Annotated in this window: 13 protein-coding genes; 5 read left to right on the top strand and 8 right to left on the bottom strand. The window is 33.6% G+C overall.

What is annotated here, in order from left to right:
* The first annotated feature begins 88 nt into the window (after positions 1-88).
* Positions 89-769, top strand: a complete 681-nt coding sequence (locus AC1DSB_RS05225; RefSeq protein ID WP_477546325.1) for an LbetaH domain-containing protein — start codon at positions 89-91, stop codon at positions 767-769.
* An 85-nt stretch (positions 770-854) separates the two neighbouring features.
* Here AC1DSB_RS05225 and AC1DSB_RS05220 read toward each other — a convergent pair whose 3' ends face one another.
* The 3 genes from AC1DSB_RS05220 to AC1DSB_RS05210 all read right to left on the bottom strand — a co-directional run bounded on the left by AC1DSB_RS05220 (position 855) and on the right by AC1DSB_RS05210 (position 4,557).
* On the bottom strand, positions 855-2,438 hold the full coding sequence (locus tag AC1DSB_RS05220) for an S-layer homology domain-containing protein (RefSeq protein ID WP_477585993.1): 1,584 nt from the start codon (positions 2,436-2,438) through the stop codon (positions 855-857).
* A gap of 380 nt (positions 2,439-2,818) precedes the next feature.
* Positions 2,819-4,066, bottom strand: coding sequence for an ATP-binding protein (locus AC1DSB_RS05215; RefSeq protein WP_477585991.1), 1,248 nt, complete (start codon positions 4,064-4,066; stop codon positions 2,819-2,821).
* Between the two features lie 230 nt (positions 4,067-4,296).
* Positions 4,297-4,557 (bottom strand): hypothetical protein, encoded by a 261-nt coding sequence (locus tag AC1DSB_RS05210; protein WP_477532443.1) that lies wholly within the window; start codon positions 4,555-4,557, stop codon positions 4,297-4,299.
* 183 nt (positions 4,558-4,740) lie between these two features.
* Between AC1DSB_RS05210 and AC1DSB_RS05205 the strand changes: the two genes are divergently transcribed.
* The 4 genes from AC1DSB_RS05205 (at position 4,741) to AC1DSB_RS05190 (ending at position 10,513) form a co-directional block, all read left to right on the top strand.
* Entirely contained in the window at positions 4,741-5,661 is a 921-nt protein-coding gene (locus AC1DSB_RS05205; protein WP_477532437.1) for an LCP family glycopolymer transferase, read from the top strand.
* A gap of 1,570 nt (positions 5,662-7,231) precedes the next feature.
* Positions 7,232-8,563, top strand: a complete 1,332-nt coding sequence (locus AC1DSB_RS05200) for a hypothetical protein (RefSeq protein ID WP_477532436.1) — start codon at positions 7,232-7,234, stop codon at positions 8,561-8,563.
* Between the two features lie 406 nt (positions 8,564-8,969).
* Positions 8,970-9,617, top strand: a complete 648-nt coding sequence (locus AC1DSB_RS05195) for a hypothetical protein (RefSeq protein WP_477585995.1) — start codon at positions 8,970-8,972, stop codon at positions 9,615-9,617.
* Between the two features lie 134 nt (positions 9,618-9,751).
* Positions 9,752-10,513 carry a hypothetical protein gene (locus AC1DSB_RS05190; RefSeq protein WP_477585989.1) on the top strand — a complete coding sequence of 254 codons (762 nt, stop codon included), beginning with the start codon at positions 9,752-9,754 and terminating at the stop codon, positions 10,511-10,513.
* A 54-nt stretch (positions 10,514-10,567) separates the two neighbouring features.
* On the opposite strand, the gene galE is transcribed toward AC1DSB_RS05190, so the two are convergent.
* The 5 genes from galE to AC1DSB_RS05165 all read right to left on the bottom strand — a co-directional run.
* On the bottom strand, positions 10,568-11,551 hold the full coding sequence (gene galE, locus AC1DSB_RS05185; protein ID WP_477533354.1) for a UDP-glucose 4-epimerase GalE: 984 nt from the start codon (positions 11,549-11,551) through the stop codon (positions 10,568-10,570).
* A gap of 223 nt (positions 11,552-11,774) precedes the next feature.
* Entirely contained in the window at positions 11,775-12,317 is a 543-nt protein-coding gene (locus AC1DSB_RS05180) for an acyltransferase (RefSeq protein WP_477533185.1), read from the bottom strand.
* 126 nt (positions 12,318-12,443) lie between these two features.
* Complete coding sequence (locus AC1DSB_RS05175) at positions 12,444-13,904, bottom strand: oligosaccharide flippase family protein (protein ID WP_477533184.1); 1,461 nt, start codon at positions 13,902-13,904, stop codon at positions 12,444-12,446.
* Between the two features lie 35 nt (positions 13,905-13,939).
* Positions 13,940-14,833: a glycosyltransferase family 2 protein gene (locus tag AC1DSB_RS05170; protein ID WP_477585987.1), complete on the bottom strand. Its 894-nt coding sequence runs from the start codon at positions 14,831-14,833 to the stop codon at positions 13,940-13,942.
* 39 nt (positions 14,834-14,872) lie between these two features.
* A partial coding sequence (locus AC1DSB_RS05165; RefSeq protein ID WP_477585985.1) for a hypothetical protein occupies positions 14,873-15,151 on the bottom strand: 279 nt, incomplete at its 5' end.

The following is a 15,151-nucleotide window of genomic DNA, read 5'->3' as shown; positions in this document are numbered from 1 at the left end:
GAAAAGTACCACCCCTTCGAAAATTAATTCTATTTCATTTTATTTCACATAAAATGACTAAAAAGCAAACTATGAAAGCGGTGATAAATTGAGTAAGAACAACGGTTTCCAACCTTTTTCAAATGAGTCTTCCAATTGCTTCAAACCATTTATCAGTGCCAGTCCCATCACTTCATTTCATCCGGTTCCGCGTTACCCACATATTGATGAAACAGCATTTATTAGCCCATTTTCCAGTGTGATCGGTGATGTTGTCATTCAAGATAACGTCTATATTGCTCCAAATGTTAGTATCCGTGCGGATGATGGAACACCTTTTCATATTGGGTCTAATGTCAATATTCAGGACGGCGTCATTTTACATGGTTTATTAAATAAACATTATTTGGTGGGAAATCACAGCTATTCGATTTTCATTGGAAATGAAGTCACAATTGCACATGGATCACTTGTCCACGGGCCTTGTTTCATTGGAAATAACGTATTTGTTGGATTCAGGGCCATGGTTTATAATGCCATCGTCGAAGAAGGAGCCTTCCTATCTTACGATGCGATTGTAACCAACGGTGTAAGAATTCCACCAAATCGATTCGTACCACCCGGAGCGCATATTGATACGCAAGAAAAAGCAAATATGCTTTCACAAGTACCAAAGGACAGCGAAGAATTTGCAATGGAAGTGCAGCGTGTGAACCAAGAATTCCCATCTTCTTATCATCTACTATTCGGGACAAATCGTTGTTCATGTGGGCTTGCCTATACCCATTGAGTGACATGTATTTTAGTATTGGTATTAGAAAAAGGTGCCCTATTCCCCATGACTTCAGTCAGAGGGAAAGGGCACCTTTTATCGATTATTCTCCAAGTTTAAACCGTTCCAATAAAATAGATTCTGTTTTAGAGTTTTCGAGCTTAAATTTAGTGAATGCATATAGTTCTTCTGTTTCCTCTACATAAACTAGACGATCAACCTTGCCATAAGCGCGCAATGAAGAAGTGGGGTCGAATGTACCGTATTTATAAACGGAAATCACTGCCGAGCGATCAGCAAGATACATGTCCTTTCCTGCTTCATCAAACGTCATCGTAGTAAATGGAGTGGCCAGTTTGCCGAGTGGTGCCAGATCTTCGGAAGGCACGTCGCTTGATGCGTAAGCTGTACCATTACCATTGTAAATCACCTTGCCGTCAGGGGTCATTTGGACAAAGCCCCTTAAGTTCATGGTGTCAAAGAATCGAGGCACCATAGTTTCCTTCTTGATTTTTCCATCAATTAAACTAAACGTTTCCATTTTCCCGGTATAATGCGAACTAGCAACCGTATAGATTTTGTTTTGGGTCGGTGACAGTTCAATCAATTGTTGCGGGAAAATATTCGCAGATGAAAGATGTTCTGACGTTTGCCAGTTATACGTATGAATCTCTGAACTTATGCCTTGGTCAGAGCCAGATGAAATAATCAGCGTTTCCTCATCATCTACAGCTATGTCAAAAGGATCAATGTTTACGTTTACTTCTTTCAGCAATGAAAGATTATCAGCATCGTACACATTGATGAGTCCTTTTTGCGTCTCGATGAAGTTATACGGACTTCTTGCTTGGATTAGCTGCGTAACAAAAATTTTGCCATTTTTAATAACAAGCTTTTCGRCAGGATGTGTCAGTTCCACAACCTTTTTGGCTTCCGTTTTCACGTTTAACATGATGAGTGATTTTGACTTCGCGTCGATATAGTAAATAATCGGCTTGTCCGGATTTTTCACCATATCTACGATTGTTGATTCCACGGTCAAATCAACGATGGAATGTGCTGGTTTTCCTGTGGACGGACGGAAATTCGGTTTCATCGTTCGTGCCAGGAAAGCAGAAAATTGTGCACGGTCAATCGGTTGTGATGGACGGAAGGTTCCATCTTCATAGCCAACGGTGATATTGTTGGCTGCTAATGATCCTATGTATGGATGTGCCCATGAATCAGCAGAGACATCTTTGAATCCAGGCTGAAACTCCCCTTCCAGCTCATACGCATTGCCTAACACTTTAGCCATCTCGGCTCTCGTAATATTACCATTCGGATCAAAATATTTTGTACTTTTACCATTAATAATCCCCGCACTCACCGCCACAGCAATTTCTTTATAACCGAAACTAGATTGCATGACATCATGGAATCCTGGATCTTTTAAGTTCCATACATTCTCCGGCATGCCAATTGAACGCATGATCATCACAACCGCTTGTGCACGTGTAAGTTTCACGGATGGACGGAATGTGCCATCTTTGTAACCATTGATTACTTTTAGTTGAGTCAGATATTCAATTTCTTTCTTGAAACTAGAAACATCAGGAAATCCTGCTGCTTTGGCTGATTTGGATGGATAAATAAATATCGAAAGACTTAATGACATTGCCATCAAGACAAGTAATAACTTTTTCAATGAAAACTCCCTCTCTTATTAAACTCAATTCATTATAAAGGGAGTACAAGACATTTACTCGTTTCCATTGGCCTATTTTGGTAATATAAACCGTCATAACAATTGCTATATATAAGAACATGCAGAAGTGTCACGAGTGCCATGGTACTAAGCCACATGAGTCATGCCATCACAAAAGCCTTTTTTAATGAAAATTTCCTTTTCATACCTTTTAATTTCATATATAAATTAATTTAGATTAGCCTATTTGGAGGAGATTGAATGACGAAGATATCTGCTCTGCAGCATTTACTGTGACCTTTCGAGAAAATCTGGAATTGGTTGAACGAAAGAATCTGCTTTGGTTAAATTCAAAAACAAAAACAGAAAGCACTAGGTGATTATACCCACGCTTCCTGCTTTTTAATTAATCCACCTGAAGCATACATTGGAAACCGCACAGTCACAGTTGTACCTTGATTCACTGCACTCTGGAATCGAATTGTTCCTTTGTATTTTTCAACAATGTTAAAGCAGATCATGAGTCCGAGTCCGGTCCCTTTACTTTTTAATGAGTAAAATGGAGTACCCAAGGCTTGTACCTGCTCTTCTGACATGCCAAAACCTTCATCAATTACTTTTATAATAATTTCATTGTTTTTTTGCTCTGCCCTGATGACAACAAAATCATCATTAGTAGAAACTTCAACTGCATTTTTCACTAAGTTCATGAATAATTGTTTAAATTCAATGGTATTGGCCGTTATGTATAGGTCTTCATCCACTTGCAAGTCGATCTTATTTTGATGGTAAAGTCYATAGGACATGAGCAAACCGGTCACACTTTGCAAGGCATCACGGACATTTACGGTTTCCATGTGTTGATGTTCATCCGGTTTTGCGATGGCCAAAAATTGGGATAAAACATGTTCCGCCGTCTTCAGCTCATCAATCATCAAAGATAAGTGCGATTTCCCTTCCTTGCTGAAAGAGTTGTTCGTTTCATAAAACTGTAATAATCCCTTTACTACCGTCAAAGGGTTTCGTATTTCATGTGCGACTGCGGCTGCTAATTGGCCGGTTGTTTTCAGTTTTTCTGATTGCTGTAATCTCTCATAATACATTTGCTGTTTTTTGATTCTTTGAGAAGTTAAATGAAAAATGAAATAGAGAATGACTTGTGTCCCCATGAAATTATTAATATTCCCGAATACGTCCAACTTGATATGCGCAAACTCATTTCCTTGGTCGAAGAAAATAATATAAATGAACGTCAACGTAATCAACAGGAAATTGATGACAAAAGTGAAATAAAACAGCTTCGAATCGAAAAACAAGATCGAAAACGCCGGAATAAAACATAGCAACGTAAAAGACGACCATGTATCAGGATATAAAAAGAAAAGCATGTACAAATAAATAGACGCGATTGTAATAATGATTTTTCTAAAAAAATGGCTTTCATACTTCGGATAGATAAACAAACCCGCTGACAATAATACGACTAATGAACTATGAAAAATGTATCCAGGGTCCGTTCCTATAGATCTCGGATTGAAGAACAAAACTCCAATCACCATCAGAAGGGTGGCAACAAATGCGGTGAGGTAATATAGTTTTTGGTTTCTATCTTGTTTAATATGCTTCACGGATACACACCTTTTATTTTCATTAATACTTCAATTAGTCTATTATACTCTTTATGAGACTATTTCGACTATATATTCTAGCAATAAATGCCTATTGCTCCTCTCTCTCAAAGATTAGCTCGAAGGTTTCTTGGTGTGCTGATTATGCTTTGTAAATGTAAGAGGACTATAAAAATAAACTCCCGCCAATCAGATTGTAACAAGATTAGGGGGTAGCTTATTCATTCAATTCATTCAACAATTATTATTATTGTAGGAAGAAGATTATTAAACTTATCCCCGTATCGTATTAACTGACCAATTCCTATCCAATAAATTAAAAGAATTGATACTAACGCAATAATACCGTTCTCAATCCATATTGAGAAAAAAATATTATGCATTGAAATTCCATATAATTCACTAAAGCTTCCTGGTCCAATTCCAAAAATAAAATTGTTTGAAATACTTTCAATACCATTTTGATATATCAAAATTCTTGAATTGTCTATGTCATCTCCTAGTAATCTACTTAGCTTTTGCGCAGAAACGAGAGAAAATTTTGTAATGATGGGAATTAATTTTATTTAAAAAAATTTATAGTTTATAAAAAATAGCCGTCCAAATGAATGGAACCGCACTGTGGGCGTCTGCTCTTACTACATTTTTAACAGGAAAATAATGGGGGATTTTGAATGAAGCGTTCAGATAATAAGAAGAAGAAAAAATGGCCTTGGGTTGTTGGTATTGTACTGTTATTAAGTGGCGCTTATCTTTTAAACGTGTATATGAGTTTCACATCAACTTTGAAAGACATTCATAGTCCAATCGATCGCGAAGTTTCTGATATGCGAGAGAACGAAATCAAACTAGAAGAAAAAGACCCATTTTCAGTGTTGATGCTTGGTGTGGATGAGCGTGAGGGTGATGCAGGCCGTTCGGATACCATCATCGTCATGACAGTCAATCCAACTGACAAGTCTTCAAAAATGGTGAGTATTCCTCGTGATACTTATACAGAAATTATCGGAAGAGACAGCAAGGATAAAATCAATCATGCCTATGCTTTTGGCGGAATCGAAATGTCGTTAGCAACTGTAGAGAATCTTTTGGACATTCCAATTGACTATGTTGTACAAGTGAATATGGAAGGTTTTGAAGATATAGTCGATGCAGTAGGTGGCGTAAGTGTAGACAACACACTTGATTTCTCTGTAGATTCTTATGATTTCCCCGTTGGCAATCTCACGTTGAATGGAGAAGAAGCATTGTCGTATGTGCGTATGCGCTATGAAGATCCATCTGGAGATTTCGGTCGCCAACACCGTCAGAAGCAAGTCATACAAGCAGTTTTGAAAGAAGGGGCATCAGTCAAAAGTCTAGTAAACTATCGAAGTATCTTTAATGCACTAGGCTCGAACGTTCAAACTAATATGACGTTTGATGAAATGATAGATGTTCAGAAAAATTATCGTGATGCAATAGGAACAGTTGATCAACTATATTTTGAAAAGGGTACGGGTGGTAAAATAAACGGAGTCTGGTATTACCATATGAACGAAGCTGAACTTGCTGAAAAGCAGGATTTCTTGAAAGAGCATTTGGAAATTAAATAAATTCATTACGCCCCACCCTTAAGTTATTGGGTAGGGTTTTTACATATTATGGTAAGTTGTAAATGTAAAAAAGATTCTCCCAAGCAACCACCTTGGGAGAATCTTTCTGAGATTATTTAAACTTTTTGAATTTCCACTTCTTCGATTTTCTGTCGTAGTAAGCTACTTCAATCTCTAGCTTCTTACCTTTAGTTGTCGTGATGAAGAAAACTCCAAAACGTATTTGTAGCTGAAATCCTAAATTATTTTATTCACTTATAAATCATAATCTGAACTGTTTTTAACACAGTTACCTGCATTGGAGCAATTTTTTATGCCGCATACTCCCGACAACACCCTTTGCCCACCGTCTTTCTTCTCATCTCCAACTTGTCGTACCACTAGTCTACATATATCCGATCTGCCTCTTTGAATGTAAAAAACTGCCGGTGCTGCAATTTGGTTAAGTAATAAGCTGGTAACTCTTTCACGCTCAAGCACCTTGCCTTCGCCGCCCACTGATTCCCGTCAATCAACCGAAAAAATTCCGGTCGCATCCGCACGACGATGATTGGTCTCGTCAAATACGCTTTCGGAATGCACTCTTCATCCAAATTATCTGAATCAGATTCAGAATTTGGAGGATTCACTTTAACAGTCGAAAGCTCTACCTAAGGTTGGTCACTCCCCGTGCTAGATAGACCCTTTCGACCTTCGCTATATTCAGCATCTACTTTGAAGTACGTCCAAAATCTCGCCCAGTAACTCTGATTGAAATGTTCAGGTACTTTGATTTCGCGTTTTGAATACGCAAGGTCAGAGTGGAAGATCGTACAATTCCATCTTCTTTTACATCGTAAACCATCCACTATGTGGAGGAAGTTTGAATCACCTGGTCCTCGTTTTGTTTTCTCAACCAGTAACGCAGACTATCCATGGAGAATGCTTGTTCTTTAAACTACGCTTTTTCTGACATCTCAATCACTTCTTACTGATGGATTTGTTCTGTCCACATCGCCTTTAGTTCTTCTAGTTTCAATGAAATCCTCCCAAGATATCGTTTGAGAGAATTATCTCATGATGAAATGTTCACTTGAAGGTGGGGACTATTTGAGGCTTACTCATATGCAATTGAAGTTTATAATCATAATAACTTTTACACAGATACCCGTTTTTTATTCTTCGCACAGGCACCTGATTTTTCAAGAAGCCACCCAGGATAACTAATAAGTAATATTTGCATGTGAACGAAAAAAAGCATAAAAAGTATAAATATCATAATTATTCACCAAAAATCTTATCCGAAATTATCATAGGTGGCTCCACTTATTTTATGACAATTTACAGCAACGATAAATTATGCAGTTTCCACCTTGAAAAATCCATTCATTTCAACTTAGCAGTAATTCTTCATGCAATTGTCGTGTATAATCTGAATAGTTTTTTGCACAGGTACCCGATTAAATTATCACTTTTATAACAACCTTAGTCTTATCTCCTTACATACTTGCTGTGTTATTAAAATTCAGGTTTCTATATATCTAATTAATAAGATATAATTAAAACTAGTTTTTGTAAAAGGAGTACGAACATGGAAAAAATTATTTTTGACACCAGCCTTATATTTGCTATTATAGCCATCAACATGACGGTTATTGGACTGACTTCATTGGCGGAAATGAAAAATGTCGTGGGTATAGACTATGGGAAGTTTTTATTGAGGAAATATAAGATTTGGGGATTTATTCGTGTTTATTACCTTTTGATTGTTTTTGCCCTTATTAACGTGGCTTCCCTGTTTCTGATTATTGTGCCGAACTATAATTTCAGGTTGTTACATTTTTGGTCGCTGATAGTGTCATTGATTTTTGCTATTTACTATTTCTTTACCTATATAATCGTCGAGAGTAAAAGGGTGAAAAAGCAGATTTATGAACAAGAAATCTTGGGGCTTTACTATAACAGTAACGAGCCTACGACCTACGGACCGGATATCATTTCAAAGGTCAATGATGGATCGAGAACCCATAAAAAAATGTCTAGCAATATCATCCATTACTTCAATACATATTCTAGCGATAGCAACGAAGCTTTCGCAGAACTTTTCGGTCCAAAATCCATTATTTATAAATATTCGAAATTACTGAATCGAAAACGTCACCGTAAATATAAAATACCAGTACCTTATATCTATAGAGAAAGTATTGGTAAAACAAAAGAATTATCACATGAATTCTTTCAAATGTACCGTTACTCGGAAATACAAGATCGTTGGCTGCTAGAAGCACTCAGTATATTTGATAATACCCATAAGTATCCAAGCTTTGACTATATCCGTCTTACCAACTTGACTCGGGTAATTGGGCAAATCAATACATTCGGTACTTCATCGAATCTATATAAGCATAAATTCCTTGAACACCTTTTTATTTACTATAAGAAAGCAGTGTTTCACAAGCCTCCAGATAACCTTCCTATAAATACCAAGATGGAAATCGAAAATCTCGCAATTTATCTAACGAACGAATATTACACTTTAATTTTCTTTGCATATCACAATAATAAAAATCAATTGACATTGCATACCATTGAACGACTTTTAAAGGAGATGATACTTGTTCGTGAAAGTTATATTATCTCTCCCAAATCACAACTCTCGCAACTGATTCCCCATGTTATTGCCATAAACAACGAGGAATTAAATGATTTATTCTCCACTCTATTAATTGAATATCAAGAACATCAGAAATTACATAAACAATTACCTTTTATCACCATCGATGAAGTTCAAATGCAAATCAGCTCTTTAGAAAAGATTAAGGTGACGTCTTCAACCCATATAAAGAACCAGCTCTTTGGAAAACGTCAAAAGTCAGATAATGATCTTACATTAATTGAAACGACATCTGAAAACAAATCCTAGTACCACAGTGTCAGAAACAAATGTCCCTAATTCGTGAGCGGCACGGGAAGGAAAGTGGAATGATACAACCACCATCTAAAGTGCCACTCATCAAAATTTTTTTAGATAATATTTGTAAGTTCAAAGAATGAAAAAGCAAATACATGATAAAAATCAAAATTGTTAACTAAAAAACTTCTCCGGAGTTGTCATGGGTGGCACCACTTAAATTATGACAATTTACATAGACGAGGAATTATGCAGTAATTAACTTGGAAAACCCTACTCTTACAACTCTTCTGAAATTCTATATACAGTTGTCGTAAATAATCTGATTTGTTTTTTGCACAGGTACCCGATTTAATTATTTATCAATTTTTAGACAGTACACGCTTTTCAATTCTAGTGGTAAAAGGGAGGGAATTTTATTACATTATTTATTGGTTATCGTACTAAAGATTACGTAATATTCATTACAGATACTCAAAGGAGCTATATCGATTCTCATACTGGAAAATTTATTGGCATTGAGTCAAGCAACGCAAGAAAAATATTCAAAATTACACCTAAAATTATAATTGCAACACAAGGTATTGAATGTCAGGGAGTAGTTAATTCCATAATTAATAATGTACACCCTAATTATTCTTTAAAGGAAATCATACTTTTATGCCAGAAAACCTTTAAATCTTTTAAAAAAGAATTTGATAAATCTAACCCAGAAAATAAACATGTAACTATTGAATTTTCACTTGGTGGAATTGATCCTACATCGGGAARTACATTCATTTATTCTTTTCAAAGTAAAAATGATTTCGATTTGTCCCTTCATAACTTTGAAAGTGTTGTAAATGGAAGTGGTTCAGAATTAGCAGTTGAAGCTCTAGAAAATTCTATTCTGCCAAGTGATTGTAAAGACTCTTCTAATATTTTTAATAAAATAATCCAGGACGTATCAAATTCGGTAGACTTAGTTGGAAACTCTACATTAGAAGTAATTATTAACGAAGACAAGATACAAGAAATATATAGAAATTGTCATGGTAATCAATTAAATTTAAATAATATAGATTAATGACATAGTGGACATTAACTATATATATTTACATGTTTTCTTTTATATTAATAGTAAATTTAGGGGTGATTAATATAGAAATAGAAGAGGTGAAACGACTTTCTCCTACATCTACCGTATTAAGAGAATTGTATTTGAAGTCTGGTAATCAATGCGCGTTTCCTGATTGTAATGAAAGGATGATTCATACTGACGGAACTTTTATTGGTCAAGTTTGCCATATTGAAGCTGCTATGCCTGATGGTCAAAGATTTAATATTAATCAAAATAATGAAGACAGAAGAAAATTTAGTAACTTAATGCTAATGTGCTATAAACATCATAAAGTAACTGATAATATTAGTGAATATTCACTGGAAAGGTTACAACAGATTAAAAAATCACATGAAAGTAAATTTGAAGACATCGTAGAAAAACTTCACAAATCAGTTGAAGACCATACCAGTAAACAAATTAGTTTCTATCCTAAATCTCTAAGTAAAATAAATACTGTATTAAACTGGGGAAACAATCCTAATGAATTAAAAGATATGATAACCGAAGTAAATGAATGGATAGACAAGCTTAAGAAATTGACCCCAGATAACCGTAAAGTTTTTATCATTATGCTCCAGAGAGTAATGGGGAATACAAAAAAAGTTATACCTTTAAATGAGATACAAAGTGTAACAAATTTAGGTGCTAAAAATTTTCACGAACATTATTCGATTTTACATCGTTATGGATTTATAGGGATAGCAGAAGAAGACGAGGATTATAACTATAGTTATGTCTGCGATTTAAATGAATGGAATAGTGGATGGCCTTTTTGGGAGGATTTAATTGTATATGTAGCAAAAACTTCTTATTCGTTTGATGAAATAATATTATATTTGAATTTTAGTTTACTTGATTAATAAGGTTAATATAAAAATGCATCTGTACTTTTATACAGATGCATTTAATATTTTTTAAATAGAAGTGAACTGATTAAATGAATGCCATCTCCAAGCACTCTCTATAATCTCTTCTAACTGGTACTTCGGCTTCCAACCTAAAGCTTTGTTTATCTTTTCTGAAGAAGTAACTAATACCGCCGGATCTCCTGGTCGGCGATCAGCATATTCAATCACAGCTGATTTTCCTGATACTTTCTCACAAACTTCAATTATTTCTTTAACGGAATAGCCAGCACCGTTTCCTAGGTTATAAACGGCATTAGATACTTCACCATTGACTAATCCTTCATATGCTAGGACATGTGCATTGGCCAGGTCAGTCACATGAATATAATCTCTAATACATGTTCCATCTTCTGTGTCATAATCCGTACCAAAAACAGATATCTTCTCTCTCTCACCTAACAGGTGTTGCAACACAATTGGAATTAGATGTGTTTCAGGATTATGACTTTCACCGATTTGACCAGTTTTATGTGCACCAGCTGCATTGAAGTATCTTAAAATTACATATTGCAAATCATGTGCATGAGCAACGTCTGCCAAGATTTCTTCTACCATAAGTTTTGATCGGCCGTAGGGATTAATTGGATTTGTCGCTGTCTCTTCTGTGATTAAGTCAGTGTCTGGTATTCCATAAGTTGCTGCAGTAGATGAAAAGATAAACTTTCCTACCCTATATTCAACCATTTTCTTTAATAAAGTTATTGTTGCACTTACATTGTTCTGATAATATTGTAATGGTTTTTCGACAGACTCCCCAACTAAGCTATTTGCTGCGAAATGAATGACTGCATCTATTTTGTGTTTTGTAAATAATATATCAAGAACTTTCTCGTCATCTAAATCTCCGTTAACAAATGTAACATCCTCGTCTAATAAAAAAGGATAACCAGTAGTTAAGTTATCCAAAACGATGACCTCGTATTTCCCGACGAGTTCTTTCACTGTGTGGCTACCAATATAACCAGCTCCACCGCATACTAAAATCGACATATTATTCTCCTTTTACATTTATTTCTTCTAATTTCCCCTCGAATAACTCCAGAAAATGCATAATCAATTCTGGACGTTTCAAATCGAATTCATAATAATAATAAATATGACTATAATTCTAGAAGTTTGTTTCTAAGCTATATGAGTTATACCTATCCTTCGTGAAACAAAATTACAAAATTCGATAGTTTAAAAATAGTTTTTTAAAAACATTTAAACAGTATCACTTATTTAACCACTTGGCTTTGTTATCCATAATCAATGATTTCTTTTGTACGGAATTTTTATTTCTAAAATCAAATACAAAATCTTCATACTTATTTTTATAATCTTTTACATCAGATACTACACGAGCAGGATTACCAACAATGATTTTACCTTCAATCAAACAACTCTTTGTTACCACACTACCGGATCCCACAATTGTATTATTAGCCAATTTTACTCCAGGTAAAATAATACTATTCATCCCAATAAAACAATTGTTTCCAATTTCTATACTTCCTATGATATCCGTACCATTTTCGAAAATCTTAATAGCTGAATTGTCGTGGGTAACAAATTTAACCCCTGTTGATATTGTCACATTATTACCGATTGATATTAAATAAGGTTCACTAGAAGTTATCGGAGAAAAAGCCCTTACCTTTTCTCCAATGTAAGCACCATTCAGCCTATAGCGTTTTAACCGTACAGACATTGGATCTAATCCTCTCCATATATAGAAAATTTCTTTACATTTAAAGTGAATTTCCTTTAAGTTCATTCGAATTCATCCCCCCTCTTAAACAAATCCTTAATTATTTGTGTCAATCATCATTTCTATAACTTTTATCTGTTTGCATTAAACACTTGTCATTACGTGGAATCAATTAAAAAAATTATAAATCCATCAATTAAGAAACTTTTTAATTTGTTTTTTTAACCCTATTGTTTCAATGAAATAGTTAAGTCTCTCCTCATTCCATAATCTAAATATATAATAAGAGGTTACAGAATAAATACTGATTCCTAATAAAATTTGAATTATTAATCCACTCCATGAGTTTGAAATGATTAAATCACTTAATTTTAGTAAGAAAAACATCATTAACCCTGGAATAAGAAAAATCCAGCTATCATTTATAAATTTCTTTATATCCAGTTCTTTTCTAACGACATATGTTTGATATACCATTACAGTTGCCTCTGCTACTAGCGTTCCTACAACAGCTCCTAATGCACCATATCTTGGTATAAGCGTTAGATTAATTACTATATTAATAATAGCCCCTATAATTACAGAAAGAATATAATCTCTATCTTTTCCTCTTGGAATTAGATATTGTGTTCTAATTACGCTAGTCCAAGATGAAAACAATACAATAGGTGCCAATCCAGCTATTAACTTACCGCTTTCTACAAAACTTTCTCCAAAGTAAATTGGTGCGAAACGATAAGATATTGCAATCAAACCAAACATCATTGCTATTGAAAGAAATACTACGAATTGCATAGAATCACGGATATACCTATTTGATTCTCCATTTTGTTCATCTACAATTATGTTAGACATCCTTGGTAACATAACATTTCCAAGTGCTGCAAAAATACCTAGTGGAATTGTAACTATTTTATCGGCACTATCATAAAGTGCTGTTTGTTCAATACCACTAAAAAAACCAAGCATGATTTTATCTAGTATTCGATAAATACTTATGGAAATTACTGGAATAAATAAAATGAAATTTGGTTTAATATGAGATATGATCTCTTTTAAATTTGGTTTTATTATGAAAATTTCTTTCTTTATAAAAAACCATAATATACATTGACTAATAAGAGTAGAAAAGGCAACTAAAAAAATGTAACTACTTAAATCGTCTTCATTTTTAACGAAAATAAACATAGAAAAAAAAGTAATTAATTTTATTATGCTATTTCTTACAATAGTCAACTTGAACTTCTCTATCCCAAAAAAGAACCAATTAATATCAAACATTGCAGATCCCACTAATAAAATTTGAATTGCTGCAAAAACTCTATAGGAATCTGGAATTGTATTGAAAACAATAACTACATAGAGGATTAGTGATATTAAGGCTGTAATAAACTGTAAAGCGTATATATTCCAAAAAACTGAGCTCATCCTTGCTTTATTGTTTCTTACTCTAGATATCGCACGATTCCCATAATTGTTTAAACCTAATATTGAAAATAATATAAAATATTGAGCAATCGAATTAGTATAAGAAAAAATACCCACACCTTCTAGTCCAATAACTCTTGAAATATATGGAGCAGTTATTAATGGTAGGATAAAATTCAACATCTGGTAGAAAATACTATATAAAAAATTCTTTTTTATACTCATAAATTATCCCTTCGAAATGTTACATTTTATGGGGATTAAAATCTCTCTTTAATGTTTAAAAAAAATAGTACTAAAACATTTTTCCAAAAAAATAAACCATTATGGAATGTTTGTTGAAAAGCAATTATTACCGCTAATAATAAATGACCGTGTCTTATATGATCTTTGAATACAATAGAGTAATGCTTTGAATAGACCTTCTTCCTGAAGTTACTTACATTATTATCAATTCTTTCAATATCATTGGAGAATTGTTCAAAAAACATTTTCTTTAACTTGTTAAGATTTTTCCCATGTGGTTCATTATCAATACCATTAGTAGCTAATTCAATCAATGCTTCATTAACTACTCCAATTTTATACTTTTTAAAAAAACGAAGTAAAAACTCAAAATCTTGATGTCTATAATAATTTTCATCAAATCCTTTAAGCGATTCATAACATTCACGTCTAATCATTAATGAACAAGTAGTTGGCGTAAATTCAAGAGAAAGAATATCTGAAGATAAGTCTCCAACTTTATCATTTGATATTACTTCACCCTTTACAATTCTCCAACAATAAGCGGCATCATAAATTCGTTCTTTTTCAAGTAATTCTACTTGATAAAGTATCTTATTTTGCAAAAAAAAGTCATCATCATCTAACAGACATATGTATTTTCCAGAAGAATTCTTAAATCCTGTATTTCTTGCTGCAGATCCATTCAAATTTCTTTCATGTTTTATATACTTTATCCTTACGTCATCTTTATATTCTTTCATTATGGATTCAGTTTCTGTTCTATATCTAGAATTTGTATCATTATCGTCAACAACAATTATCTCAATTAATGAATACTTCTGAATTAAAACCGAATCAATTGCTCGTTTTAAAGTTTGACTACTTTTATAAGTCGGTATTATAACACTTACTAATAAATCATTCATTCATAATAACACCCTTTACTTTTAAACTTAATTATAGTTTTAAGTTTTTTCAAATACTTTGTTTGTTTTTTGAGCATTAGCAATCAAAGCCAACATTACAAAGAAATTAATTTCGGTTAAATATGAACGTGAAATCATCAATTGAAGAAAAGATATTGTAAAAAATATTGCTATAAAGCTCTTCTTTTTATTATCGATCCTCTTGTTTAAAAAATAGTACTTTACTAGATAAAATAATAGTAAGATTATTATTGTAGATCCTAAAAATATTCCGTAATTCAATAACAATTCAATAAAAAGATTATGGGAGTAAGTGGC

Source organism: Paenisporosarcina sp. P4_E4_2, assembly GCF_056401595.1.
The sequence above is the reverse complement of the archived record's forward strand: the minus strand, read 5'-3'. Positions and strand labels throughout refer to the sequence as shown.

Coding starts and splice junctions, on each gene's coding strand:
- galE (WP_477533354.1), bottom strand. CDS start 11,551: ATGTCGATTTTAGTATGCGGTGGAGCTGGTTATATTGGTAGCCACACA.
- AC1DSB_RS05175 (WP_477533184.1), bottom strand. CDS start 13,904: ATGAGTATAAAAAAGAATTTTTTATATAGTATTTTCTACCAGATGTTG.
- AC1DSB_RS05200 (WP_477532436.1), top strand. CDS start 7,232: ATGGAAAAAATTATTTTTGACACCAGCCTTATATTTGCTATTATAGCC.
- AC1DSB_RS05180 (WP_477533185.1), bottom strand. CDS start 12,317: ATGAACTTAAAGGAAATTCACTTTAAATGTAAAGAAATTTTCTATATA.
- AC1DSB_RS05170 (WP_477585987.1), bottom strand. CDS start 14,833: ATGAATGATTTATTAGTAAGTGTTATAATACCGACTTATAAAAGTAGT.
- AC1DSB_RS05205 (WP_477532437.1), top strand. CDS start 4,741: ATGAAGCGTTCAGATAATAAGAAGAAGAAAAAATGGCCTTGGGTTGTT.